This is a genomic window from Salinicoccus sp. Bachu38 (genome assembly GCF_038561955.2).
Taxonomy (GTDB): Bacteria; Bacillota; Bacilli; order Staphylococcales; family Salinicoccaceae; genus Salinicoccus; species Salinicoccus bachuensis.
Map to the genome: position 1 here is coordinate 889,916 of NZ_CP138333.2, position 23,370 is coordinate 913,285.

A 23,370-nucleotide genomic window follows, 5' to 3' on the forward strand; every position below is an offset into this window, starting at 1 on the left:
ATGAAGCATATTGAACACCACACTTTTACAGGAAGAACAGACAACCCGGATGTCCGGGAACGCATGCATCAGGTCATCGGCCAGTGGAGTGAGGAGACGCCTGCTGGCGTACCGGTGTTCATCGGCTTCCGCTCCGATGAAGGGGTGCGGCGCAACAAAGGGCGCGCTGGTGCATTCGACGGACCGGTGAAAGTACGTCAGAAACTCGCTTCCCTGTCCTATACGGAACCGGTATACGACTATGGCAGCGTTGTCGGGGACGAGGAACTCGAAGCGTCACAGGAAGCTCTGGGTGAATGTGTCGGTGAAGTGCTCGCCCGGGAACAGTTTCCGCTCATCATCGGCGGTGGTCATGAAACACTTTATGGACACTATCTCGGCATCCGGAGGGCCTATCCGGACAAGCGGATTGCGGTGGTGAATTTCGATGCCCATTTCGATCTGAGGAATGAACGACCGTCTTCCGGTACGATGTTCCATCAGATTCTCTCCGAGGACCGGAGCATCGACTATCATGTGCTGGGAATCCAGCCATCCGGCAACACGAAGACCCTTTTCGATACGGCAGATGACTTCGGGGTGCACTACGCGTTGATGGACGACGTGAGAAGGACGGATGTCTACGCGCGCACACTGTCCAAGCTGGAAGCGTATGATGTGGTGTTCGGCACCCTCTGCATGGACTCCGTGCAGCAGAGTGTGGCGCCAGGCACGAGCATGCCCGCGCAGAACGGCTATACGGCTCAGGAGATTCATGGTATGGTAGCACAACTTGCCAAGCTTTCCAATCTTGTAAGCTTCGACATCAGCGAAGTGGCTCCGCCCCTTGATGTCGATGACCGGACGAGCAGTCTGGCCGCAAGCCTATTCCACAGCTTCATGATAGAAAGGGAGACATTTTGATGAATACGATACAGCTGAAAAAAGGACATGAACGGGCCTATTTCAATGGGCAGCTGAATATAGCCAGGGAGGACCTGAGCGATGATACATTCCTGAAGGATGGCGAAATCGTCAGGCTCGAAGATACTTACGGCAGACTGATGGGCATCGCCATGATCAGCTTCGAACAGAAGGCGCAGGGCTGGGTACTCACGCGTGATGAGCGCGAAGTGATAGATGATGCCTTCATCGAAACAAGGATCAGGGAGGCACTGGAAAAGCGCACACCCCTCTACAATCAGGAGGATACGACGGCATTCCGCCTGTTCAATGAGATAGGGGATGGCATCGGCGGCTTCACCGTCGACAATTATGACAACCATCTGCTCATCACGTTCTATTCCCGCGGCATCTATAAGATCCGCGACCTGATCATCAAGACATTGATGGTGGAGCTGAAACCGGACTCCATTACGGAACAGACACGATTCAGCGACCAGGGGAAGATGACGATAAACAACCGGCGGATAATGGGAAATGTGGAATTCCCCATTACGGTGCTCGAGTCGGGGCTGATATATAGCGTGCATCTCGATGAAGGTCCGATGACGAGACTCTTCCTGGATCAGCGCGAGACACGCAAGACACTGATGCAGAATTCCTCCAACGCGAAATCCTTCCTCAATCTGTTCAGCTACAGCGGCACATTTTCAATCGCAGCCAGGGAAGGCGGAATGATGACGACAAGTGTCGACCTGGCGAAGCGGAGCCGGGAGCTGATCACAGAAAACTTCAATGCCAACAATCTGTCGCTTGACGGACAGAGCATCTATATAATGGAAGCTTTCGAATACTTGAAATACGCAGCGAGAAACCGTCAGAGGTTCGATGCGATACTGATCGATCCGCCGAGCTTCTCACGCTTCGGCAAGAAAGTGTTCAAGGTGGAGCGTGATTTCCCGAAACTCATCCAGGAGGCGCTCAAAGTGCTGAAAACCGGAGGCCATCTGATACTCAGCCAGAACCTCGAGTCCTTCACATTGAACCAGTTCAAGCGGCAGATAGACCGGACGCTGACGCAGGCGGGGTACTCCTACACGCTTGTGGACGTCAAGGGATTGCCAAAGGATTTCCCCACAGTGAAGGGATATAAGCACGGCAAGTATCTCAAAGTGGTCACGGTGGAAATCAACAAGTAGCATAATCCGTGGAATGAATTGGTTACCAGCGGACTGAAATGGGTATATTCAAAACGACAACGATCAAAATAATGTGCAAAGGAGTTTTGAATATGAGTGCCCAACCGCTCACTGAACAGCAGATAGAAGAGAAAGAACAGGAAGCCCGTGAAATGGTCCACCAGAAATCGCTCTATTCCTCCCTCGCGGCCGCCCTCCCGATTCCATTGCTCGATGTCGGTACGGATATGAAACTGATGAAGGATATCAGGCAGGAGGCCGAGGAGATTTTCGGGTTCGACCACAATGAGGTGAACGAACTTTCAGATGACCTGATGAACCGTGCTGCCGTAATGGCGACAAGCATAGGAAGTGAATTCATAGGCAGCCAGACGACCAAGATCCTGTTGAAGCGGGTCACTAAAAATTCCAAGATTACGAGATTCGGGCTCATACCGATCCTCAGCAAAGTCCTTGGGGCCGCCATCAGCTACAAAGTGATGCAGAAGCTCGGTAACGACTATGTGGACAAATGCGTGGAAATTGCCAGGAACCAGACGGCCTGATGACCGGAAAACCCTCCTTTAAAGCATCTTTTTAAAGGAGGGTTTTTATTTTTCGCCACATTTTCCAAGAATGACTTTTATTTATGACCCATGTGGGACAAAAAGTGAAAAGTTTACGCTTATATCGATCGTGGTATATTAGAATATCCCTATCATACGTGGTACAATGAAGCTAACCATGTATGTCTATCATGTAAACTTATAACGCATTCTAAAGGAGACTAACGCAATGGAACAAAAATCTTATCTGATCACAGACGAAACAGGAATCCACGCAAGACCAGCTACAATTCTGGTGCAGACAGCATCCAAATTCGATTCCGATATCCAACTGGAATACAACAGCAAGAAAGTGAACCTGAAATCCATCATGGGTGTCATGTCACTCGGTGTCGGCAAAGATTCGGAAGTGGCAGTCTACGCGGAAGGTAAAGATGAAACTGAGGCAATTGAAGCGATTACTGAGACCCTTTCAAAAGAAGGACTGACCGACTGATGTCAAACATCCTAAAAGGAATTGGTGCGAGTGACGGTGTAGCAATTGCACCGGTATACTCCCTGGAAGAGCCTGACCTGTCATTTGACAGCAAGCAGATTGAACCCGGTGGTGAAGATGCCGAGGTTGAACGCTTCAAGGCTGCTTTCAACCAGTCCAAAGTAGAAATCACCAGAATCAGGAACCACGCGGAGGAGTCGGTAGGGCCGGAGCATGCTGCGATATTCGATGCACACCTGCTTGTGCTGGATGATCCGGAGTTCCTTGGACCTATCGAAGCCCATATCCGCAATGACCAGAAGAGTGCGCCTCAGGCACTTCTGGAAACAAGGGACCAGTTCGTCGCCGTGTTTGAAAATATGGAGAACGAATACATGAAGGAACGTGCTGCAGACATCAAGGATGTATCGAAGCGTGTCCTCGCCCATATGCTCGGAAAGGAACTTCCCGACCCAAGCAAGATCGATACACCGGTAGTCATCGTTGCAGAGGACCTGACACCTTCCGATACAGCGCAGCTGGATAAGAATTTTGTCAAAGGGTTCGTGACGAATGTGGGCGGGCGGACCTCCCACTCGGCCATCATGTCCCGTTCCCTGGAAATCCCGGCAGTCGTCGGTACGAAGGATATAACGGCTATTGCGAAAGTCGGCGATGATATCATCGTGGACGGCAGTGCAGGGGAAGTCATCGTCAATCCGACCGAAGACGAAGTACTCGTCTACAAGGACAAGGAGGCGCGCGTTCAGGAAGAGAAGGCGGAGCTCCAGAAACTTGTCGATGAGCCATCTGAATCGATGGACGGCATTACAGTCGAACTGGCTGCGAATATCGGGACACCGGACGATCTGGAAGGTGTGAAATCGAACGGCGCCGAAGGCATCGGACTCTACCGTACGGAGTTCCTCTATATGGGCAGGAATGAACTGCCTACGGAGGATGAGCAGTACGAAGCCTACAAGAAGGTGCTCAAGGACATGGAGGGCAAGCCGGTCGTCGTACGTACACTGGATGTCGGCGGGGACAAGGAACTGCCTTATCTGGACCTTCCCAAGGAGATGAATCCGTTCCTCGGGCACCGTGCCGTGCGCATGACGCTCGATAACCCGGAACTCTTCAGGACACAGTTGCGTGCACTGCTCCGTGCGAGCCAGCACGGCAACTTGAAAATCATGTTCCCGATGATTGCGACCATAGATGAATTCAACCGTGCGAAAGCACTGCTGATTGAAGAGAAGGACAAGCTTGTCGACGAAGGGGAGAAGATCAAAGAGGATATCGAAGTGGGTATCATGGTCGAAATTCCTTCGGCAGCGGTCATTGCAGACCAGTTTGCGAAAGTCGTCGACTTCTTCTCCATCGGAACAAATGATCTGATCCAGTACACGATGGCTGCCGATCGGATGAACGAATCCGTGAGCTACCTGTATCAGCCGCACCACCCTGCGCTTCTGAGACTCATCAAGATGGTGATCGATGCAGCGCATAAGGAAGGCAAATGGGCAGGCATGTGCGGAGAGATGGCCGGCGACGAGCAGGCCGTGCCACTCCTTCTTGGACTTGGACTCGATGAGTTCTCCATGAGTGCATCTTCAGTACTGAAGGCGCGCAAGCAGATCTCCCAGCTTAAGAAGACGGATATGGAACGTCTGGCTGCAGCAGCAATCGAATGCAAGGACTCGGAAGAAGTGCTTGCACTGGTTGAGGAATATACAGACAGAATATAGAAATTTCACACGCATGGATTAATCCATGCGTGTTTTTTGCTGTTATAATGGCAGAAAAGAGCTCGGGAGGATCACCGATGAAGGAAACAGTGCGTCGTCCGTTGGAACTTTATCTCACGCTGCCGATTTTCGCTTTTGCCCTCTATGATTTTGCCAATACCATATTCAGTGCCAATATCGTTACGCTGTTCTTTCCGCAGTATGTCACTGAAACGGTGGGGACGAACCCGCGTCTGGAACAGATCGCCTCCACGGTCATCGCCTATGCGAATGCCGTGGCAGCCATCCTGCTGATTGCCTTCGCCCCGCTGTATGGTGTGACGATGGACCGGACGGGCAGACGCAAGAGGTATGTCATCCTGTTTACACTGCTGTGCATCACCGCTGCTGTCGGAATGGGGATTTTTGGCGGCATGGATACGGGCGAATGGTTCGGATTGCCCAACGGTTTTGTGCTTACCATCCTGTTTTTTGTCATCGCAAAATTTGCATTCAATTCAGGCAATGTATTCTATGATGCGATGCTGTCGGGCTTGGGCAACAAAAAGGAGATTCCGCTGATTTCCGGCTATGGGGTGGCACTCGGCTATCTGGGCACTCTATTTGGTATATTCTCAGTCCTCCTGATCATCGGGGACGGGGCGGTGCACCACACATTCTGGCTGTCCGGGGTACTGTTCCTGATCTTTGCACTGCCGCTGTTCTTCATCAACAGGGATCCGCCTGCAGAGCAGAAACCGAAACAACCCTTTCTGAAAGGATACAGGGACGTCTACGGGACCTTCATCCAGGCGAGGGAATATCCATCCATATTCTATTTCATGATCGCCTACTTTTTCGTCAATGATGCACTGGCAACAGCCATTGCCATGATGCAGCCCTATGCGACAACGGTAGTCGGCTTCGAACCGGGTACTTTCCTCATTGTATTCATGGTGGCCACACTGTTCAGTATCATCGGGGCGATCGTCTTCAGTTTCATCAATAGGGCGTTCGGGTCGAAACGGACTTTTCTGATCATCGCCATGCTGCTGGCGGTCGCAGTCGCAATCGCCGCCATCCCGCTGCCGATGTGGACCTTCTGGATTGCCGCTTCCCTCTTCGGCATTGCGATGGGATCGACATGGGTGGTGAGCCGGACGATGATCATCGAACTTTCTCCCGCAGGAAAAGAGGGGCAGTTCTTCGGACTGTTCGCCTTCAGTGCAAAAATGAGTGCAGTCGTGGGTCCTTTCATCTACGGTTCGATCACATTGATGCTGGCGGATTATGGCGTGGTGGCCTCGCGCATGGCGATCACCAGCCTCATCGTCATGATCGTGATCGGGCTCCTGTTCCACCTCAAGGTCAAAGAGGATGAATCAGCGGTTTAAATTATTGTAATTCAGGGCATGATACGATAGAATAATAAATTGAGAATGATAATTATTTCACAAAATTGTCATGAAATATCATGATTCTGAATATCATATGCGAGATGACCGTTTTATGATTCAGGATACATTAACTAAGAGGTGATCGAATGGATGATGTAATCATTGGTCGTGTACTGACTGCATCCACTCTCGGATTCCATATAATTTTTGCGACGATCGGTGTCGGTATCCCGATTGTTTTCATGGTACTGGAATTTCTGGGAATACGGAAGAAGGATGACATGTACCTGACCATGGCAAGAAGGGTAGCGAAGGGATATACGGTGACGGTTGCCGTCGGTGTTGTGACCGGGACCATCATCGGTCTCCAGTTGTCATTAATATGGCCGGAGTTCATGAGGCTCGGCGGCCAGATCATCGCACTGCCGCTGTTCATGGAAACTTTCGCATTTTTCTTTGAGGCGATATTCCTCGGCATATTCCTGTATACATGGGACCGCTTCAAGAACCCATGGCACCACTGGCTGCTCAACATACCAATCGTCATCGGATCGACCTTATCCGCCGTGTTCATCACGACGGTGAACTCGTTCATGAACACACCGGCAGGATTCGACCTGGTGGATGGTGCACTGGTCAATGTGGACCCTCTTGCAGCAATGTTCAATCCATCCAGCTGGGTCAGGATCTTCCACGTCGTGGCGACGGCCTATATGACGGCAGTATTCATCATTGCTTCCATCGGGGCGTTCAAGCTGCTCCGCTCCAAATTCGAGGAGGACAGGGAATACCACAAGAAGGGTCTTAAAGTAATGATGGCACTCGGTCTTCTCATGGCTTTCCTGACAGTACTCGCCGGTGACTTCTCTGCAAAATTCCTGCATGAGAACCAGCCGGAAAAACTGGCGGCATTGGAATGGCATTTTGAAACGGAAGAGAATGCGGATCTGATCCTGTTCGGTGTTCTGGACGAAGAGACGCAGGAAGTGAGCTATGAAATCAGGATACCGAGTGCCCTGAGCTTCCTGGCGGCCTATTCCTTTGATGAAGAGGTGACCGGACTGAATGACATACCGGAAGATGAACAGCCGCCATTGATCATCCACTACTTCTTCGACATGATGGTGTTCTTCGGCATGTATGCCCTCACGGTGGCCATCATCTACTTCATTGCGAAGTTTTCGAAGTTCGATGAATACCACCCGGCACTCCTGTACGCCTATGTACTGACCGGGCCATTGTCCATGGCAGCGATAGAATCCGGCTGGTTCCTGGCGGAAATGGGCCGTCAGCCATGGATCCTCCGCGGATACATGAGAGTATCGGAGGCTGTGACGAACGCAGACGGACTCGGAATCACACTCATCGCATTCGTCATGCTCTATGCCGTGCTTGGTGTGACATGCATCTATGTACTGCTCAAGATGTTCCAGGGCAAGAGTGCCGATACGGAACGCCTTGAAATGTATGGGGAAGACTATAAAGGAGGTCGGTTGCCATGAATTATGAAATCATCGGAGTGACCGTACTGTGGACATTCCTCTACGGCTATATCATCGTGGCATCGATCGACTTCGGTGCGGGCTTCTTCAACTTCTATTCGAAGCTGACCGGAGACGACAATGTCATCAGCCCGATCATCCAACGCTATCTGAATCCGGTATGGGAAGTGACGAATGTCTTCTTCGTCTTCTTCTTCGTCGGGATCGTCGGATTCTATCCGGATACGGCCTACTATTATGGAACAGCCCTTCTGATTCCGGCAAGCATCGCGCTGATACTGCTCGCCATACGCGGAAGCTACTATGCCTTCAACTCCTACAACAAGGAACCGAAACTGTCCTGGACTTTCCTATACGGAGTGACGGGCCTTCTCATACCGGCTTCCCTGTCCATGGCACTCGTCATATCGGAAGGCGGCTACATCACCGAGGAAGGGGGCGGCATACAGCTGCAGCTGGAAGAACTGCTGTTCAGCACATATGGCTGGTCGGTCGTATTTCTGGCCATCATCACCGTCCTCTATGTATCCAGCGGCTTCCTGACCTTCTATGCGGCGCGTGCACAGGATACGCAGGCACTCGCCCTTGTGCGCAGATGGTTCCTCATCTGGACGCTGCCGATGCTGTTCATTTCGCAGTTCGTCTTCCTGGGTCTCCGGGAGCACAACTATGAACACTTCCTGCGTGCCCAGGACTACTGGTATCTGTTCGGACTGAGCCTCCTCTCCATGGGCATCGCGGTGTTCCTAATCTGGCGGAGGCGCTACTTCGGCTTTGCATTCATCATGATCATGATGCAGTTCGCCTTTGCATTCTATGGATACGGCATCAGCAAACTGCCTTACATTCTATATCCGTATGTGGAGGTCAACACGTCGGTTGTGAACGAAAGTATGGCTTTCAGTTTGACAGTCGTCTTCATTTTAGGTTTACTATTATTGGTTCCAAGTCTCGTCCTTCTCATGAGACTGTTCCTGTTCGACAAGGATTATGTAAGGGGGAAGGGCAACAGCAAGTACTAACATTGAGGATGGACAGGTGATAAGATGAATAAAGATTATGCAGTCATCGGGCTCGGACGGTTCGGGGGGAGCATCGTCCGTGAACTCAGGGTGCTGGAAATGGATGTTCTGGCGGTGGATGTGGATGAAAACCGCGTCAATGAATTCATAGATATCGCAACGCAGGCGGTCATCGGGGATACGACCGATGAAACGGTGCTGAAGGACCTCGGCCTCGGCAACTTCGACAATGTCATCGTGGCGATCGGCGACAACATCCAGTCGAGCATTCTGACGACACTGCTGCTCAAGGACCTTGGGGTCAAGAAGGTCAGCGTAAAGGCGCAGAACGACTACCACGCGCGGGTGCTTGAAAAGATCGGTGCCGATCTCGTCATCCATCCGGAGCGGGATATGGGGCGGAGGATTGCTCATAAGCTTGCATCCAGTTCGGTGCTCGATTACCTTGAACTGTCCGATGAGCATTCGATCGTCGAAATCATGGCAGAGGAGAAGCTTGCAGACCAGTCGCTGCTCGATCTCGACATACGGGCAGAATACGGCGTCAGTGTCATTGCGATCAAGCGCGGGGAGGACATCATCGTCAGTCCCGACCCGACAGTCAACATCCAGAAAGAGGATATCCTCATCATGATTGGCAACGATGATGACCTGACCCGATTCGAAAAATCATTGACCCGATAAAAAAAGTACATCCGGCAGCGCCGGATGTACTTTTTTATTTCTGCTGATCGACTCTCATGATCGTCGGTAGGATCATCGGTTTCCTATGGGTCTTGCGGTAGAGATGATTGCTCAGCTCTTCGATGATGAGCTGTTTTACGTGATACCACTCGACATTTTCCTTTGTATTCAGAAGGTTGATGACATCGCCCTTGATCTTCTTCTCCGCACTGCGGATGAGGCCGTAGGATTCACGCATGTATACGAAGCCGCGTGAGATGATGTCCGGTCCGCTGAGCAGGGTCTTCGTCTCGAAGTCGATGGATACGACGACGATCGCCAGGCCTTCTTCCGAAAGATCTTTCCTGTCGCGGAGGACGATGTTGCCGATGTCCCCGATGCCGATGCCGTCGACGAAGACGGTGCCGGCAGGAACCCGGTGGCTGTGTCTTGCACTGTCACGCTTGAGTGCCAGGACATCACCGATCTCCATGAGGAAGATGTCGTCCGGATCCATTCCCGTGTTCACTGCGAGTTCCTTATGGAGATGCAGCATGCGGTACTCGCCGTGGATCGGCATGAAGTATTTCGGACGCATCAGGCGGAGCATCAGTTTCTGCTCCTCCTGGGATCCGTGTCCGGATGTGTGGATGTTGGACAGCTTGCCGTGGATTACATCTGCACCGGCTTTGTACAGTGCATTGATTGTCCGGTTGATGCTGAGCGTATTGCCCGGAATCGGCGAGGAGCTGAAGACGACGGTATCATCCGGGATGATGCTGATCTGACGGTGGGTGCCGTTGGCGATCCTTGAGAGTGCAGCCATCGGCTCACCCTGTGATCCGGTACACAGCATCATGACCTTGTGCTTCTCGATGCTGTTGATCATCTTCGGCTCGATGAATGTTTCAGGCGGCGCTTTGATATAGCCGAGTTCAAGACCGATTTTGATGTTGTTTTCCATACTGCGGCCGAATATGCAGATTTTGCGGTCGAGCTTTATCGCGGCATCGATTGCCTGCTGGACACGGTAGATGTTGGAAGCGAAGGTGGCGAAAATGATCCGCCCGGTACACTTCCTGAATATGTCCTCGACATTCTGGCCGACTTCCTTTTCGCTGATTGTGAAGTTGGGTACTGTCGCATTCGTCGAATCCGACAGGAGGCAGAGAACGCCTTCTTCGCCGAGACTCGCCATCTTGGCGATGTTTGCAGGTTCCCCGACTGGTGTGAAGTCGAATTTGAAGTCACCCGTATGGACGATGTTGCCTTCCGGTGTCCGGACGATTACACCATACGCCTCAGGGATGGAGTGCGTCGTCAGGTAGAATTCGATGGACATGTGCTTGAATTTGAGCACAGTGTCCTCCTTGATCGGATTGAGCTCTGCAGTGCGCAGAAGGTGGTGTTCCTCAAGCTTGTTGCGGATGAGTCCGAGTGCAAGCGGTCCGGAATAGATGGGCACATTGATCTCCTTCAGCAGGAAAGGAATGCCGCCGATGTGGTCTTCGTGGCCATGGGTGATGATCAGTGCACTGATGCGTTCCTTGTTTTCCTTGAGATATGTGTAGTCGGGAATGACATAGTCGATTCCGAGCTGTTCATCATCCGGAAACTTGATGCCTGCGTCAATCATTATGATTTCGTCTTTATATTCGATACAGTAGGTGTTCTTGCCGATTTCCCCGAGTCCCCCGAGGGCAAAAACGCCTACTTCTCCTTTTTCAAGTCCCATCAGACGTTTTCAACCTTGAAATCATCGTTATGCTCTTTTTCGTATTCCAGGTGTGAGGGACTCAGTTCCTGTACGAATTCGATATTGTAGGGTGCGTCGCTTAGAATCTTGCGGACTTCCGTTTCGGATTCCGCTTCGAAATAGCGTGTGAGGGTGTCCTCACGGATGATGCGGCTATCCAGTGCTTCCTGGAAAAAAACTTTGAATACTGCCATTTTGTATATTCTCCTTTTGCTAGTTATCTGCATGACTTACGGTTCGTTAAAGATGTGCGCTGTAAGAAGCGGCACAGGAAAGAGGGTGGGTCAGTCCCTCTTTATAAATTCGTTGTTCAGCAACCCTTTCCTACCGAGAATGCGTCCAAGCCTCTGCTTCAGCCTTTTTCTCAACCGTTTGAGCAAGAAGACCACATCCCTTTATCAGCTTAAGTTTATTTTACATTATAGACGGGGGACATGCAAAGACTTTATAATGGTGGGGAATGGAGGGATAGAGATGAAGGAGAAGCGTATACTGGAAGGGGTGCTTCTGGAGAGGGAGCGCCAGGATCGCAATATGGTCATGCTGGAATTCAATATTCGTCCGGACATGGTGGTCATGAACTATGTTTATGACGGTCACGATGCCGGAGGGGACGTGCACAAGAAGCGCCATGACCATGACCCGGAAATCATGGACCATGAAACATTCGAGGCACTGAAGGAAAAGCTGTACGAAAACAATGTGCCATTTAAAGAGAGGCGGGATGCTTTCATCTGAACTTATCCCCGCAGAAAAAAAAGAAGCGGCTCGATCGAGCCGCTTCATGTCTATTCCACCGGGGCAGCCCCGGTCTTGGGTTCCATCGGCATCTCCTTGTCGATGCGGTCATAGAACATGATGCCATCGAGATGATCGAGTTCATGCTGCAGCACGACCGCAAGCATACCTTTGGCCTTCACCTCGACCGGCTCGCCGTGGATGTCGGTCGCCGTGACCCTGATTCTCTGATACCGGTGCACCAGTCCCGGTATCTCCTCATCGACGCTGAGGCAGCCTTCACCGCTTGGGAGATAGGTTTCGGTCACAGAGTGGCTTTTCACTTTCGGATTGATCAGCATGTAGTCGTGGACGACCTCGCCCTCTTCACCTTCGATGTAGACGGCGAGCATGCGTTTGTCGAGCCCGACCTGGGGCGCAGCGAGTCCGACACCGGGGCGCAGATCGTATTTCTCAGCCATTTCCGCGTTCTGTGAATTGACGAGATACTCCCTCATCTCCTTGAGCTGCGAGACCGTCTCCTCATCTATGTCTTCCACTTCCGCGACTTTTGTCCGGAGCATCGGATCCGGGTCGCGTACGATATCTTTCATTGTCAACAAAATAAACCCTCCTGTTTTATCTATACTATTATTTATTATACTATAATACTCAGGGGAACGTGAGATTCTCAAATATATTATACTTAAAAAAATGATTATCGGAGGTAGGGAAATGAAGAAGCTGTTAGGGAGCCTGCTGATTTTTTCAGTAGTGCTTGCGGGGTGCTCCTCGGATGAGGACGAACTGCTGGATTTCTATAATGCGTTTCAAGAGACTGTTGAGGTGGAAAAGGAGATAGAGAATGTAACAGCAGAATTTGACGAGCTGGAAACTGAAAAAGCGGAACTCCAGCAATCCCTCGAATCCGCCACAAGGGAAGAGCTGACTGAAATCAGTGGCCAGCTGGTGGAAAATGCAGACGCCAGAATTGCCAAACTCGACGAGGAAGTAGCCATCATGGGCGAAAGCAGAAGCCGTATGGAAACGTCAAAACAGTACATCAGCGAAATATCGAATGAATCCAACCGTGAGAAGGCCCAGTCACTGGTGGATGCGATGGATGAGAGATATCTTGCACATGGAGACATGATCGGCAGCTATAAGACCGTCCTCGAAAGTGAAAAGAGCATTTTCGAATACCTCGGGGAAGAGGACATCTCCCAGGACGAGGTAGATGAGCGGCTGAACAATCTGGATGAAGAGTACCAGCAGGTGCAGGAGGACGCACAGACTTTCAGCGAGCAGACCGAGAATGTGAACCAGATCAAACAGGAGATAGAATCACTCATTGAATCATAAGTGATGGAAGCGCTGTATTATATAACAGATAATACTGTTTTGATACAGAAAACGTTGATTTTAAAGGGTTTTGAAGACCCTGTTACAGTTCGGTTTTATTTACTATTATAACAGCATATGGTAAGATAACTGATGATAAATGAAAATTTGAAAGGTATGGTGAACTGTTTATGGCACCGAAGAAAAAGAGCTTCGATCCGGTCAAGACACTTGAAGAGATCGAAAGCAAATTTGAAATGTTTCAGATTTTGGACCAGGATGGCAAGGTAGTGAATGAAGACTATATGCCGGACCTGTCGGATGATGATCTTGTAGAACTGATGGAGCGCATGGTCTGGACACGCGTGCTCGACCAGCGTTCAATTTCCCTGAGCAGACAGGGACGCCTCGGCTTCTATGCACCGACAGCCGGCCAGGAAGCTTCCCAGCTTGCGAGTCAATATGCACTTGAAGGAGAAGACTATATCCTGCCAGGATACCGTGATGTACCCCAGCTGATCTGGCACGGCCTGCCGCTGACCCAGGCATTCCTGTTCTCAAGAGGACACTTCAAAGGGAACCAGTTCCCTGAGGGCGTCAATGCAATCAGCCCGCAAATCATCATCGGGGCACAGTATGTGCAGACCGCCGGTGTTGCATTGGGTATCAAAAAGCGTGAAAAAGACGCTGTAGCGATCACATACACAGGTGACGGCGGTACTTCACAGGGCGACTTCTACGAAGGCATCAACTTTGCGAGTGCCTACAAGGCGCCTGCAATCTTCGTCATCCAGAATAACCATTACGCCATCTCCACACCATGGGAGATGCAGACGGCCGCAAAAACACTTGCACAAAAAGGTGTGGCCTCAGGTGTGCCGGGTGTACTCGTGGATGGCATGGACCCGCTTGCAGTCTATAAGGTGACCAAGGATGCACGTGACCGTGCAGTCGCAGGAGACGGTCCGACTGTAATAGAAATGCTGTGCTACCGCTACGGACCGCATACGATGGCAGGGGACGACCCGACACGTTACAGGACTTCCGACGAAGATTCCGATTGGGAGAAGAAAGATCCGCTCGTCCGTTTCCGTGCCTTCCTCGAGTCGAAAGAACTCTGGAGCGAAGAAAGAGAGAATGAAGTGATGGAACAGGCGAAAGAGGACATCAAGAAAGCTGTCAAGGAAGCAGATGCAACTGAAAAACAGACTGTTACCCAGCTGATGGAAAATATGTATGACGAAATGCCTTCCAACCTTGAAGAGCAGTATGAAGTCTACAAAGAAAAGGAGTCGAAATAAGCAATGGCAGAGATGACAATGATCCAGGCAATCACTGATGCGATGGCCACGGAATTGAAAAATGACGAGAATGTCCTCGTCTTCGGTGAAGACGTCGGTGTAAACGGCGGTGTATTCCGTGCGACTGAAGGTCTTCAGAAGGAATTTGGCGAAGAGCGCGTCTTCGACACGCCCCTTGCTGAGAGTGGACTCGCTTCAATGGGGCTTGGCCTCACACTTGAAGGCTTCCGTCCTGTTGTCGAAATCCAATTCTTCGGCTTCGTATTCGAAGCGATGGATGGCATCGCCGGTCAGATAGCACGCCATAGGCACCGTTCAGGGGCGAGCAAGGAGACACCGATCGTAATCCGTGCGCCATTCGGTGGCGGGGTACACACGCCGGAACTCCACGCAGACTCCCTTGAAGGCCTCATGGCACAGACACCGGGACTTAAAGTGGTCATCCCTTCCACTCCGACAGATGCGAAAGGCCTGCTCATCGAAGCGATTCGCTCCAACGATCCGGTCGTATTCCTCGAGCATATGAAACTTTACCGCTCATTCCGTGAAGATGTGCCGGAAGAGGATTACACTGTGGAAATCGGCAAGGCGAACGTCAAACGTGAAGGGGAAGACATTACCCTGATCGCCTATGGTGCGATGGTGCAGGAAGCAATCAAGGCAGCAGATGCATTGGCAGAAGAGGATATCTCTGCAGAAGTCATCGACTTGAGGACAGTGTCTCCGATTGATTATGACACGCTCGTTGAGTCCGTGGAGAAGACGAACCGGGCTGTGGTGATTCAGGAAGCTCAGCGCCAGGCGGGTGTTTCCGCGAATGTTGCCGCTGAACTTTCAGAGCGTGCGATACTGAGCCTTGAATCACCAATCATGCGTGTGACGGCGCCGGATACTGTCTATCCGTTCACACAGGCAGAAGGCATATGGCTTCCGAACAAGGATGATATCATCGAACGTGCGAAACAAGTATTGGACTTTTAATCAGCAAAGGAGGAAATACTGTGGCATTTGAATTCAAACTGCCGGATATCGGTGAAGGTATCCATGAAGGTGAAATCGTCAAGTGGTTCATAGGTGAAGGCGATGAAATCAAAGAGGACGACGTACTTGCAGAAGTGCAGAATGACAAGGCGGTTGTTGAAATCCCATCCCCAGTGGATGGTACGATCAAGAAACTGCATGTTGAAGAAGGTACAGTGACAACTGTAGGGGAGACGATCGTTACGATCGACGATGGCTCCGAAGATTCCGGTGAAGAAGAACCGGCAAAAGAGGACAAGGAAGAGAAGAAAGAAGAATCTTCCGAGCAGAAGGAAGAAAAAGAAGCAGAAGATGAAACGGAAGAAAAGCCAAAAGAGGAAGCTTCCGAAGAGGAAGAGGACTCCAAGGATTCCGGCAAGGGCAAATCAGATGAACGTATCATCGCGATGCCATCTGTACGCAAGTTTGCACGCGATAATGATGTCGACATCAACGAAGTATCCGGCAGTGGCAAGAACGGCCGTGTGCTTAAAGAAGATATCGAAGCATTCATGAACGGTGAACAGACTTCCACGGATTCTGAAGAGGAAGCGGAAGCATCCGAAGAGCAGGATGAAGGCAAGCAGGAGAAACAGGTTGCACCTGAAGGCGACTTCCCTGAAACACGCGAAAAGATGAGCGGCATGAGAAAAGCGATTGCGAAGGCAATGGTGAACTCCAAGCAGACATCCCCTCACGTGACGCATCTTGATGAAGTCGAAGTTCAGGCCCTATGGGACCACAGGAAGAAATTCAAGGGTGTTGCAGAAGAGCAGGGCATTAAGCTCACATTCCTCCCTTACGTTGTGAAGGCCCTTGTGTCAATGCTCAAGAAATATCCTGAGTTCAACACATCAATCGATAATGAAACATTTGAAGTTATCCAGAAACATTATTATAATGTGGGTATTGCTGCGGATACAGAACGCGGACTTGTCGTGCCTGTCGTGAAGCATGCCGACAAGAAATCCATGTTTGAAATCTCCGATGAAATCAACAATCTTGCTGTAAAAGCACGTGATGGCAAGCTGTCAGGCGAAGAGATGAAAGGCGGATCCATGACGATTTCAAATCTTGGTTCTGCAGGTGGACAATGGTTCACTCCTGTCATCAACCAGCCGGAAGTTGCGATTCTCGGCATCGGCCGTATCGAACAGAAGGCCATTGTCAGAGATGGGGAAATCGTTGCAGCACCTGTGCTTGCCCTGTCACTCAGCTATGACCACAGACAGATTGATGGAATGACAGCACAGAACGCCCTGAACCATGTTAAACGTTTGCTTAACAATCCAGAATTACTATTAATGGAGGGATAATTACAGATGGTAGTTGGAGATTTTCCTATTGAAACCGATACAATTGTAGTTGGCGCCGGCCCAGGAGGCTATGTTGCAGCAATCCGTGCAGCACAGCTCGGCCAGAAAGTGACGATCGTAGAGAAGGATGTTCTTGGCGGTGTATGTCTGAATGTCGGATGTATTCCTTCCAAGGCCATGATCTCTTCTTCCCACCGTTTCCACCAGGCCCAGGACTCTGAAGACATGGGGGTCATCACCGAAGGTGTCAAACTTGATTTTTCAAAAGTGCAATCCTTCAAGGAGAGCGTAGTCAAAAAGCTCACTGGCGGTGTGGAAAGCCTGCTCAAAGGAAACAAGGTTGAAATCGTCAAAGGCGAAGCGTACTTCGTTGACGAGAACAAAATGAAAGTCATGGATGAGAAGCAGTCCCAGACTTATGAATTCAAAAATGCAATCATCGCTACAGGTTCCCGTCCGATCGAGATTCCTGGCTTCAAATTCGGTGAACGTGTTCTGGATTCCACAGGTGCACTTGCACTTGAAGAAAAGCCGGAAAAACTCGTCGTCATCGGTGGCGGCTACATCGGTTCCGAGCTGGGTACAGCCTATGCAAACTTCGGCACTGAAGTAACGATTCTTGAAGGCGCGAAAGATATTCTTGGCGGATTCGAAAAACAGATGACGCAGCTTGTCAAAAAGAAACTCAAGAAAAAAGGCGTGACCATCGAAACAGAGGCGATGGCCAAAGAAGCCGAAGAGACGGAAGACGGCGTCAAGGTGACTTATGAAGTCAAAGGCGAAACGAAAGAGATCGAAGCGGACTATGTGCTCGTCACAGTCGGCCGCCGCCCGAATACGGACGAACTTGGTCTCGAAGAAATCGGCGTAAAAATGACGGACAAAGGCATTGTCGAAGTCGACAAGCAGTCCAGGACTTCCGTGAAGAACATCTTTGCAATCGGCGACATCGTCCCAGGTCTTCCACTTGCCCACAAAGCAAGCTACGAAGGCAAAGTGGCGGCAGAAGCGATTGCCGGAGAAAAATCCGAAGTCGACTACCTCGGCATGCCGGCTGTCTGCTTCACCGAGCCTGAACTTGCAACTGTAGGCTACAACGAGGCGGATGCCAAAGAAGCTGGATTCGAAGTGAAGACTGGCAAATTCCCATTCGCGGCGAACGGCCGTGCACTGGGTCTCAATGAAACCGACGGTTTCGTCAAACTGGTTTCACGCAAAGAAGACGGCTTGCTTCTTGGTGCCCAGGTGGCAGGTACAGGTGCTTCCGACATCATCGCTGAACTCGGTCTTGCAGTAGAGACCGGCATGACGGCGGAGGACATCGCCCTCACAATCCATGCCCACCCGACACTTGGAGAGATTCCAATGGAAGCGGCAGACGTTGTGCTCGGCAAACCGATCCACACTATGTAATAGGACTGACCATGGGCGCCCGGATGGGCGCCCTTTCTTTATTTTTGACAGATAGGAGTCTGAGTATGGAAGAATACAGCTATCCGATAGATGTCGACTGGACAACAGATGAAATCATCGATGTCGTCGCATTCTTCGAGGCCATTGAAAAAGCTTACGACGAGGGCATCGTCGCGTCGGAACTGAAAGGGAAGTACCACAATTTCAAGACGGTTGTTCCCGGAAAGGCCGAGGAGAAGACCATTTTCAGGGAATTCAAATCAAACAGTGGCCTCGAGTCCTACCCGGCGGTCAAACTGCTCAAGGATGCCGATGATAACGATGTCATCAGAATATAGACCTGTACACCAAGCCTGTTCCCAGCCGGGGGCAGGTTTTTTCTGAAGTAATGAAAATATCAGACATTGCAGATGTCACTGAGTGTTCCGGGTGTGCCTGGGATGGTTCGGTCGGCATAATCAATCCAGCCACATATACCGCTCAGAGTTGATTAAAATATCGACGGTAGGGTATTATTCAAAATGAGGACATAATATCTGGGAGGTTAACATGGCTAGAAAAAATTACACACAAACAGTAGAACCTGTCAGCCGGATTGCTGAAAAGATTTTTGGGTGGCTGGCCTGGCTCGGCCTGCTTGCGATTACCGCTTTGCTTCTATTCTTTTCACTGGTCACCATGAACGATCCTGCATTCGTTGATAATCTGAGACAGCAGCTTGAGACGGAATTCCAGAACTTGGCACAGCAGGGTCAGGATCTGGGGGCAGCTCCGGGGGAGATTGCCAACATGGCAGTCGGCTGGCTGAATAACGTCTGGATGATTGCCCTTTATCTTGCGATACCGTTGATTCTCGGGCTTTTCGGACTATTGACGATGCGCCGCAGAATACTTGCCGGATTCCTGCTCCTTATTGCAGGGATTCTGACTGCACCACTGATTGCATTCGTCATCACTGGACTGATTCCGCTATTCTTCGTCATTGCAGCGATTCTTCTGTTCGTCAGAAAAGATCGTGTCATCACCCATGATGACGACATGGAGCCGCTTGACGACAGAAGAGATGCCACCGAACGCCGTGGAGATGGCATCCAGAATGACAGACGTGGCGCACCAGTTGATGATGCAGCATACGATCGTCGCCGTGATATGGAAAGGGACCTGGAAGACAATCAGGTGAACCGCCGTGGAGACGATCCTGTCAGAAGGTATGAAGAGGACCGTGAAAAACAGCGGCATGCGGATGAAATTGATGAGAGGCAGCGTACCGGAAGGGACGATGACCTGGAAAAGACACGGACATTCCGTAGCCTGGACGATAGTGACAGAGGCGACCGTTCAGGTGTCGTCGCCCGCGATGCACAGTCGGACAGGGAAGGTGAATATGGTTCACGTGGTGAAGACCAAGACCGCTATGTCGACCGCAACATCGATTCACAGGAGACGACGGAACCGGTCATAGAAGAAGAGTATGCACGCCGGGGTGGTATCGGTGCTGAAAGGGATGATGGCAGCGAAATCACATCGGATGATGAATCAGTGAATCGCCGTGGAGAGGATTACGACTACGGTGCAACGAGAGAGCGACGGGATAATGTCAACCGCCGCAACAATGACACTCTGTAATTGAATGATATGGCTTCAGCCCCGGCTCCACGAGCCGGGGCTTTAATTTTTATTCTGAACTCCCTTCATTTGTAACCGGTTTCATTCAAATATGCCAATGGCTCCAGCCATGCAATTGTAAAAATATAATTTCAAAGATTCTAAAAATTTTAATAAAATCTCTAGGCTATTCCCACTTTATCTGTTAAGATACTTTCTATAGTTTCAAGCATTATCCAATGAGGAGGGAAAGTGAATGAATGGTTTGGCAAGACTGAGTCAATTCATAGGGAGTACGTTTGGCATCTGGGTCATCATTTTTGCGATCCTGTCATTTGTTCTGCCAGGAGGATTTACATGGATAGCACCATACATAAACCTGCTGCTCGGCATCATCATGTTCGGCATGGGTCTGACACTCAGGCTTACGGACTTCAAAAGGGTGCTGAAAGCACCGAAACTGGTCTTCATCGTCGTACTGTCACAGTACACGATCATGCCACTGTTGGCACTCGGGCTGGTCGTACTCTTCCAGTTGCCGCCTGAAATTGCGGTCGGTGTCATCCTGGTCGGGTGTACACCTGGAGGAACGTCATCGAATGTCATGACTTTCCTGGCAAAAGGGAATACGGCACTGTCGGTGACAGCAACTGCGGTATCTACGGTCCTTGCACCGGTCCTGACACCTGCGCTTACACTGCTGCTCGCAAGTGCGTGGCTTCCGGTGTCATTCATGGATCTCTTTATCTCGATCATCCAGATTGTACTGGTTCCGATTGCACTCGGCCTGGCGGTGAGGATGCTGCTCGGCGATCGTGTTGAAAAGGGCATTTCCATTCTGCCGCTCATCTCCGTGGTCGGCATCGTCGGTGTCGTCGCAGCGGTCGTATCGAACAATACGGAGGCAATCATGCAGTCCGGACTCCTGATCTTCGGCGTGGTCATACTGCACAATGTGCTTGGCTACCTCGTGGGATTCGGCCTGGCCAAAGTGCTGCGTTTCGATCTTGCCGACCAGAAGGCGGTATCGATTGAAGTCGGCATGCAGAATTCAGGGCTCGCAGCGGCATTGTCCGCAGCACACTTCTCACCGCTCTCCGCCGTGCCGGCTGCATTGTTCAGCGTATGGCACAATATTTCCGGCTCCATGGTCGCAACGTGGATGAGCAAATATCGTGAAGATGAGACAGGAGCAGAATCAGTCAAAAATGAAGAAGTACATGTATAATGAGTCATAATCATGAAAGGTGGTTTTTGAATGTCAACAGAAGGAAAGACTAAAAAGGATCTTCGCATCAAAAGCAAAGTGTATACGGAAAGTGACGTAAAGGCACCGAACAGGGCAATGCTCCGTGCTGTCGGACTGACAGATGAAAGCTTCACAAAGCCGCAGATCGGCATCGCCAGCACATGGGCCGAGGTGACACCATGCAACCTCCATCTGAACGACCTCGCAAAAGAGGCGAAGGCGGGCGCGGCAGAAGCGGGCGGCGTGCCGCTCCAGTTCAACACGATCACCGTGTCAGATGGGATTTCCATGGGGACGCAGGGCATGCGCTATTCCCTGCCATCACGCGACCTGATCGCCGACTCCATCGAAACGGTCGTAGGGGCCGAGAATCTGGATGGACTTGTGGCCATCGGTGCATGCGACAAGAACATCCCGGGCTGTGCGATTGCGATCGCCAATGCGGAAGTGCCGGCGGTATTCGTCTATGGTGGCACAATTGCACCGGGCCAGCATAGAGGCCGCGACATCGACCTGGTCAGCGTTTTTGAAGGCGTCGGCAAGCTGAACGCTGGTGAAATCGATGAAAAGGAACTGAACCAGATCGAATGCAATGCATGCCCAGGAGCTGGAGCATGTGGCGGAATGTATACTGCCAACACCATGGCATCGGCAATGGAGGCGCTCGGTCTGAGCCTGCCCGGCAGTGCATCAAATCCGGCCGAATCACAGGCGAAAGCTGAAGATGTCAAAGCTGCGGGTGAAGCGGTCTACAAGCTGCTCGAGGAAGGCATCTATCCGAAGGACATCATGACCGAGAAGGCATTTGAGAATGCCATCACAGTCGTCATGGCACTGGGCGGATCGACGAATGCGATTCTGCACCTCCTCGCCATCGCGCATGCGGCGGAAGTGGATCTGACAATCGACGATTTCAACCGCATCCAGGAGAAGGTGCCGCACCTGGCAGACCTGAAACCGAGCGGCCGCTATGTCATGCAGGACCTCTACAAGGCTGGCGGCGTGCAGGGCGTCATGAAGATGCTGCATAGGGAAGGTTATCTCCATGGGGACTGCATCACGGTGACCGGCAAGACAGTGGCTGAAAATCTTGAAGAAGTGGAGGATCTTGTGGATGGTCAGGATGTCATCATGCCGTTCGACAATCCCAAACGTGCCGATGGCCCGCTCATCGTCCTGAAAGGAAACCTGTCACCGACAGGTGCAGTGGCGAAGGTCTCCGGTGTGAAAGTTGCCCGTCATGAAGGCCCGGCCAGGGTGTTCGACAATGAGAAGGAGGCGTCCGATGCCGTATTGGCCAATGAAATCAATGAAGGGGACGTCCTCGTAATCCGCTATGTCGGACCGAAGGGCGGGCCGGGCATGCCGGAGATGCTCTCCATTTCCAGCCTCCTCGTCGGCAAAGGTCTCGGCGAGAAGGTCGCACTGCTCACAGACGGCCGCTTCTCCGGAGGCACGCACGGGCTCGTCGTCGGCCACATTTCACCTGAAGCGCAAAGTGGGGGACCGATCGCTTTCCTCAAGGAAGGGGATATGGTGACGATCGACTCCACGAAGAAGGAGATATCCTGTGATGTATCCGAAGAAGAGATGGACAGGCGCCGTGGCGAGTGGGAAGCGCCGCCCCTCTACAAAAAAGGTGTGCTCGGCAAATATGCGCACAATGTAACCTGTTCCTCAGAAGGTGCAGTGACGGATTACCTCACCAAATAGAACATGCATGCACGGCATAATCATGCCGTGCATTTTTTATTTTGAGGCATATATGGGGCAATTAGAAATAAATCAGAAAAAATATTTTATTTTTAGAAACCTTGACATGACAGTAATGTAACCGTTTACATTTTCAGAAATATTAGATAATTTAAAATTATTTAGAAACAGGTGGTTGATTTCTTTCTTCAAACGTTATAAGATTACTTTCAATATCACATATCAGAAATGTCAGATAAATATAAATCACAGAAAAACGACGAGGGGAACGTAGATGAAAGACAAGTCGATTACCAGAGACCCGGGATGCTGGAAACCGGGATTGACGCTTTCTTCTATCTCGACCCTGAGTGCCGGACTGAAAGATTGAGTAGGCTCGGCCGGGTGGATGACACCCGTTACCAAAACGGACTTTTTTATAAGTCCATAAGGCATGCTTCGCAAGAAGCATGCAAAACTGGGTGGTACCGTGAAATAGCTCTTTTCGCCCCATGACATGCTCGCAGTCCGACTGGGAGTAGAACGTG

23 protein-coding genes are annotated in these 23,370 nt (G+C 50.9%); 19 read left to right on the forward strand and 4 right to left on the reverse strand.

All coding sequences use genetic code 11. From position 1 onward, the window contains the following. From hutG to RQP18_RS04465, 9 genes are all read left to right on the forward strand, one after another. Complete coding sequence (gene hutG / locus RQP18_RS04425) at window positions 1-903, forward strand: formimidoylglutamase (RefSeq protein WP_342388954.1); 903 nt, start codon at window positions 1-3, stop codon at window positions 901-903. Beyond that, a complete protein-coding gene (locus RQP18_RS04430; RefSeq protein WP_342388955.1) occupies window positions 903-2,081 on the forward strand; it encodes a class I SAM-dependent rRNA methyltransferase in 1,179 nt (392 codons plus the stop codon). The genes hutG and RQP18_RS04430 overlap by 1 nt, the downstream gene beginning before the upstream one ends. A 92-nt stretch (window positions 2,082-2,173) precedes the next feature. Then, a complete protein-coding gene (locus tag RQP18_RS04435; RefSeq protein WP_342388956.1) occupies window positions 2,174-2,626 on the forward strand; it encodes a hypothetical protein in 453 nt (150 codons plus the stop codon). A gap of 229 nt (window positions 2,627-2,855) precedes the next feature. Next, on the forward strand, window positions 2,856-3,122 hold the full coding sequence (locus tag RQP18_RS04440) for a phosphocarrier protein HPr (protein ID WP_342388957.1): 267 nt from the start codon (window positions 2,856-2,858) through the stop codon (window positions 3,120-3,122). Then, window positions 3,122-4,849 (forward strand): phosphoenolpyruvate--protein phosphotransferase, encoded by a 1,728-nt coding sequence (gene ptsP / locus RQP18_RS04445; RefSeq protein ID WP_342388958.1) that lies wholly within the window; start codon window positions 3,122-3,124, stop codon window positions 4,847-4,849. Before RQP18_RS04440 ends, ptsP begins: the two co-directional genes overlap by 1 nt. A gap of 77 nt (window positions 4,850-4,926) precedes the next feature. After that, window positions 4,927-6,222: an MFS transporter gene (locus RQP18_RS04450; protein WP_342388959.1), complete on the forward strand. Its 1,296-nt coding sequence runs from the start codon at window positions 4,927-4,929 to the stop codon at window positions 6,220-6,222. Between the two features lie 149 nt (window positions 6,223-6,371). Then, a complete protein-coding gene (locus RQP18_RS04455; RefSeq protein WP_342388960.1) occupies window positions 6,372-7,727 on the forward strand; it encodes a cytochrome ubiquinol oxidase subunit I in 1,356 nt (451 codons plus the stop codon). Next, on the forward strand, window positions 7,724-8,749 hold the full coding sequence (locus RQP18_RS04460) for a cytochrome d ubiquinol oxidase subunit II (RefSeq protein WP_342388961.1): 1,026 nt from the start codon (window positions 7,724-7,726) through the stop codon (window positions 8,747-8,749). Before RQP18_RS04455 ends, RQP18_RS04460 begins: the two co-directional genes overlap by 4 nt. Window positions 8,750-8,773: 24 nt before the next feature. Next, a complete protein-coding gene (locus tag RQP18_RS04465) occupies window positions 8,774-9,433 on the forward strand; it encodes a potassium channel family protein (RefSeq protein ID WP_342388962.1) in 660 nt (219 codons plus the stop codon). Between the two features lie 34 nt (window positions 9,434-9,467). On the opposite strand, the gene rnjA is transcribed toward RQP18_RS04465, so the two are convergent. Together rnjA and RQP18_RS04475 are read right to left on the reverse strand one after the other, a co-directional pair. Next, a complete protein-coding gene (rnjA, locus tag RQP18_RS04470) occupies window positions 9,468-11,147 on the reverse strand; it encodes a ribonuclease J1 (RefSeq protein WP_342388963.1) in 1,680 nt (559 codons plus the stop codon). Further along, entirely contained in the window at window positions 11,147-11,362 is a 216-nt protein-coding gene (locus RQP18_RS04475) for a DNA-dependent RNA polymerase subunit epsilon (RefSeq protein WP_342388964.1), read from the reverse strand. The genes rnjA and RQP18_RS04475 overlap by 1 nt, the downstream gene beginning before the upstream one ends. A 280-nt stretch (window positions 11,363-11,642) precedes the next feature. Between RQP18_RS04475 and RQP18_RS04480 the strand changes: the two genes are divergently transcribed. Further along, the gene (locus RQP18_RS04480; protein ID WP_342388965.1) at window positions 11,643-11,906 is read left to right on the forward strand and encodes a hypothetical protein; all 264 of its coding nucleotides are present in this window, start codon (window positions 11,643-11,645) and stop codon (window positions 11,904-11,906) included. A 50-nt stretch (window positions 11,907-11,956) separates the two neighbouring features. On the opposite strand, the gene def is transcribed toward RQP18_RS04480, so the two are convergent. After that, window positions 11,957-12,508 (reverse strand): peptide deformylase, encoded by a 552-nt coding sequence (gene def, locus RQP18_RS04485; protein ID WP_342388966.1) that lies wholly within the window; start codon window positions 12,506-12,508, stop codon window positions 11,957-11,959. Between the two features lie 112 nt (window positions 12,509-12,620). Between def and RQP18_RS04490 the strand changes: the two genes are divergently transcribed. The 9 genes from RQP18_RS04490 (at window position 12,621) to ilvD (ending at window position 22,843) form a co-directional block, all read left to right on the forward strand. Continuing rightward, window positions 12,621-13,247, forward strand: a complete 627-nt coding sequence (locus tag RQP18_RS04490; protein WP_342388967.1) for a YkyA family protein — start codon at window positions 12,621-12,623, stop codon at window positions 13,245-13,247. A 170-nt stretch (window positions 13,248-13,417) separates the two neighbouring features. Next, window positions 13,418-14,527: a pyruvate dehydrogenase (acetyl-transferring) E1 component subunit alpha gene (pdhA, locus tag RQP18_RS04495; protein WP_342388968.1), complete on the forward strand. Its 1,110-nt coding sequence runs from the start codon at window positions 13,418-13,420 to the stop codon at window positions 14,525-14,527. Window positions 14,528-14,530: 3 nt separating this feature from the next. After that, window positions 14,531-15,508, forward strand: coding sequence for an alpha-ketoacid dehydrogenase subunit beta (locus RQP18_RS04500; protein ID WP_342388969.1), 978 nt, complete (start codon window positions 14,531-14,533; stop codon window positions 15,506-15,508). A 20-nt stretch (window positions 15,509-15,528) separates the two neighbouring features. Next, on the forward strand, window positions 15,529-16,863 hold the full coding sequence (locus tag RQP18_RS04505; protein WP_342388970.1) for a dihydrolipoamide acetyltransferase family protein: 1,335 nt from the start codon (window positions 15,529-15,531) through the stop codon (window positions 16,861-16,863). A 6-nt stretch (window positions 16,864-16,869) separates the two neighbouring features. Next, window positions 16,870-18,276: a dihydrolipoyl dehydrogenase gene (gene lpdA / locus RQP18_RS04510; protein ID WP_342388971.1), complete on the forward strand. Its 1,407-nt coding sequence runs from the start codon at window positions 16,870-16,872 to the stop codon at window positions 18,274-18,276. A 65-nt stretch (window positions 18,277-18,341) separates the two neighbouring features. Beyond that, a complete protein-coding gene (locus RQP18_RS04515; RefSeq protein WP_342388972.1) occupies window positions 18,342-18,614 on the forward strand; it encodes a UPF0223 family protein in 273 nt (90 codons plus the stop codon). 211 nt (window positions 18,615-18,825) lie between these two features. After that, entirely contained in the window at window positions 18,826-19,902 is a 1,077-nt protein-coding gene (locus RQP18_RS04520; protein WP_342388973.1) for a DUF4064 domain-containing protein, read from the forward strand. 235 nt (window positions 19,903-20,137) lie between these two features. Then, window positions 20,138-21,109: a bile acid:sodium symporter family protein gene (locus RQP18_RS04525; RefSeq protein WP_342388974.1), complete on the forward strand. Its 972-nt coding sequence runs from the start codon at window positions 20,138-20,140 to the stop codon at window positions 21,107-21,109. A gap of 30 nt (window positions 21,110-21,139) precedes the next feature. Further along, complete coding sequence (gene ilvD / locus RQP18_RS04530; protein ID WP_342388975.1) at window positions 21,140-22,843, forward strand: dihydroxy-acid dehydratase; 1,704 nt, start codon at window positions 21,140-21,142, stop codon at window positions 22,841-22,843. Window positions 22,844-23,089: 246 nt separating this feature from the next. Here the strand turns inward: ilvD and RQP18_RS04535 are convergent, their stop codons facing one another. Then, on the reverse strand, window positions 23,090-23,278 hold the full coding sequence (locus RQP18_RS04535; RefSeq protein ID WP_373446131.1) for a hypothetical protein: 189 nt from the start codon (window positions 23,276-23,278) through the stop codon (window positions 23,090-23,092). Between the last annotated feature and the right edge of the window lie 92 nt (window positions 23,279-23,370).

What these genes read in the sequence shown, in the direction of transcription:
- hutG (WP_342388954.1), top strand. Translation starts at nt 1, where the DNA reads ATGAAGCATATTGAACACCACACTTTTACAGGAAGAACAGACAACCCG.
- RQP18_RS04430 (WP_342388955.1), top strand. Translation starts at nt 903, where the DNA reads ATGAATACGATACAGCTGAAAAAAGGACATGAACGGGCCTATTTCAAT.
- RQP18_RS04435 (WP_342388956.1), top strand. Translation starts at nt 2,174, where the DNA reads ATGAGTGCCCAACCGCTCACTGAACAGCAGATAGAAGAGAAAGAACAG.
- RQP18_RS04440 (WP_342388957.1), top strand. Translation starts at nt 2,856, where the DNA reads ATGGAACAAAAATCTTATCTGATCACAGACGAAACAGGAATCCACGCA.
- ptsP (WP_342388958.1), top strand. Translation starts at nt 3,122, where the DNA reads ATGTCAAACATCCTAAAAGGAATTGGTGCGAGTGACGGTGTAGCAATT.
- RQP18_RS04450 (WP_342388959.1), top strand. Translation starts at nt 4,927, where the DNA reads ATGAAGGAAACAGTGCGTCGTCCGTTGGAACTTTATCTCACGCTGCCG.
- RQP18_RS04455 (WP_342388960.1), top strand. Translation starts at nt 6,372, where the DNA reads ATGGATGATGTAATCATTGGTCGTGTACTGACTGCATCCACTCTCGGA.
- RQP18_RS04460 (WP_342388961.1), top strand. Translation starts at nt 7,724, where the DNA reads ATGAATTATGAAATCATCGGAGTGACCGTACTGTGGACATTCCTCTAC.
- RQP18_RS04465 (WP_342388962.1), top strand. Translation starts at nt 8,774, where the DNA reads ATGAATAAAGATTATGCAGTCATCGGGCTCGGACGGTTCGGGGGGAGC.
- rnjA (WP_342388963.1), bottom strand. Translation starts at nt 11,147, where the DNA reads ATGGGACTTGAAAAAGGAGAAGTAGGCGTTTTTGCCCTCGGGGGACTC.
- RQP18_RS04475 (WP_342388964.1), bottom strand. Translation starts at nt 11,362, where the DNA reads ATGGCAGTATTCAAAGTTTTTTTCCAGGAAGCACTGGATAGCCGCATC.
- RQP18_RS04480 (WP_342388965.1), top strand. Translation starts at nt 11,643, where the DNA reads ATGAAGGAGAAGCGTATACTGGAAGGGGTGCTTCTGGAGAGGGAGCGC.
- RQP18_RS04490 (WP_342388967.1), top strand. Translation starts at nt 12,621, where the DNA reads ATGAAGAAGCTGTTAGGGAGCCTGCTGATTTTTTCAGTAGTGCTTGCG.
- pdhA (WP_342388968.1), top strand. Translation starts at nt 13,418, where the DNA reads ATGGCACCGAAGAAAAAGAGCTTCGATCCGGTCAAGACACTTGAAGAG.
- RQP18_RS04500 (WP_342388969.1), top strand. Translation starts at nt 14,531, where the DNA reads ATGGCAGAGATGACAATGATCCAGGCAATCACTGATGCGATGGCCACG.
- lpdA (WP_342388971.1), top strand. Translation starts at nt 16,870, where the DNA reads ATGGTAGTTGGAGATTTTCCTATTGAAACCGATACAATTGTAGTTGGC.
- RQP18_RS04515 (WP_342388972.1), top strand. Translation starts at nt 18,342, where the DNA reads ATGGAAGAATACAGCTATCCGATAGATGTCGACTGGACAACAGATGAA.
- RQP18_RS04520 (WP_342388973.1), top strand. Translation starts at nt 18,826, where the DNA reads ATGGCTAGAAAAAATTACACACAAACAGTAGAACCTGTCAGCCGGATT.
- RQP18_RS04525 (WP_342388974.1), top strand. Translation starts at nt 20,138, where the DNA reads ATGAATGGTTTGGCAAGACTGAGTCAATTCATAGGGAGTACGTTTGGC.
- ilvD (WP_342388975.1), top strand. Translation starts at nt 21,140, where the DNA reads ATGTCAACAGAAGGAAAGACTAAAAAGGATCTTCGCATCAAAAGCAAA.
- RQP18_RS04535 (WP_373446131.1), bottom strand. Translation starts at nt 23,278, where the DNA reads ATGCCTTATGGACTTATAAAAAAGTCCGTTTTGGTAACGGGTGTCATC.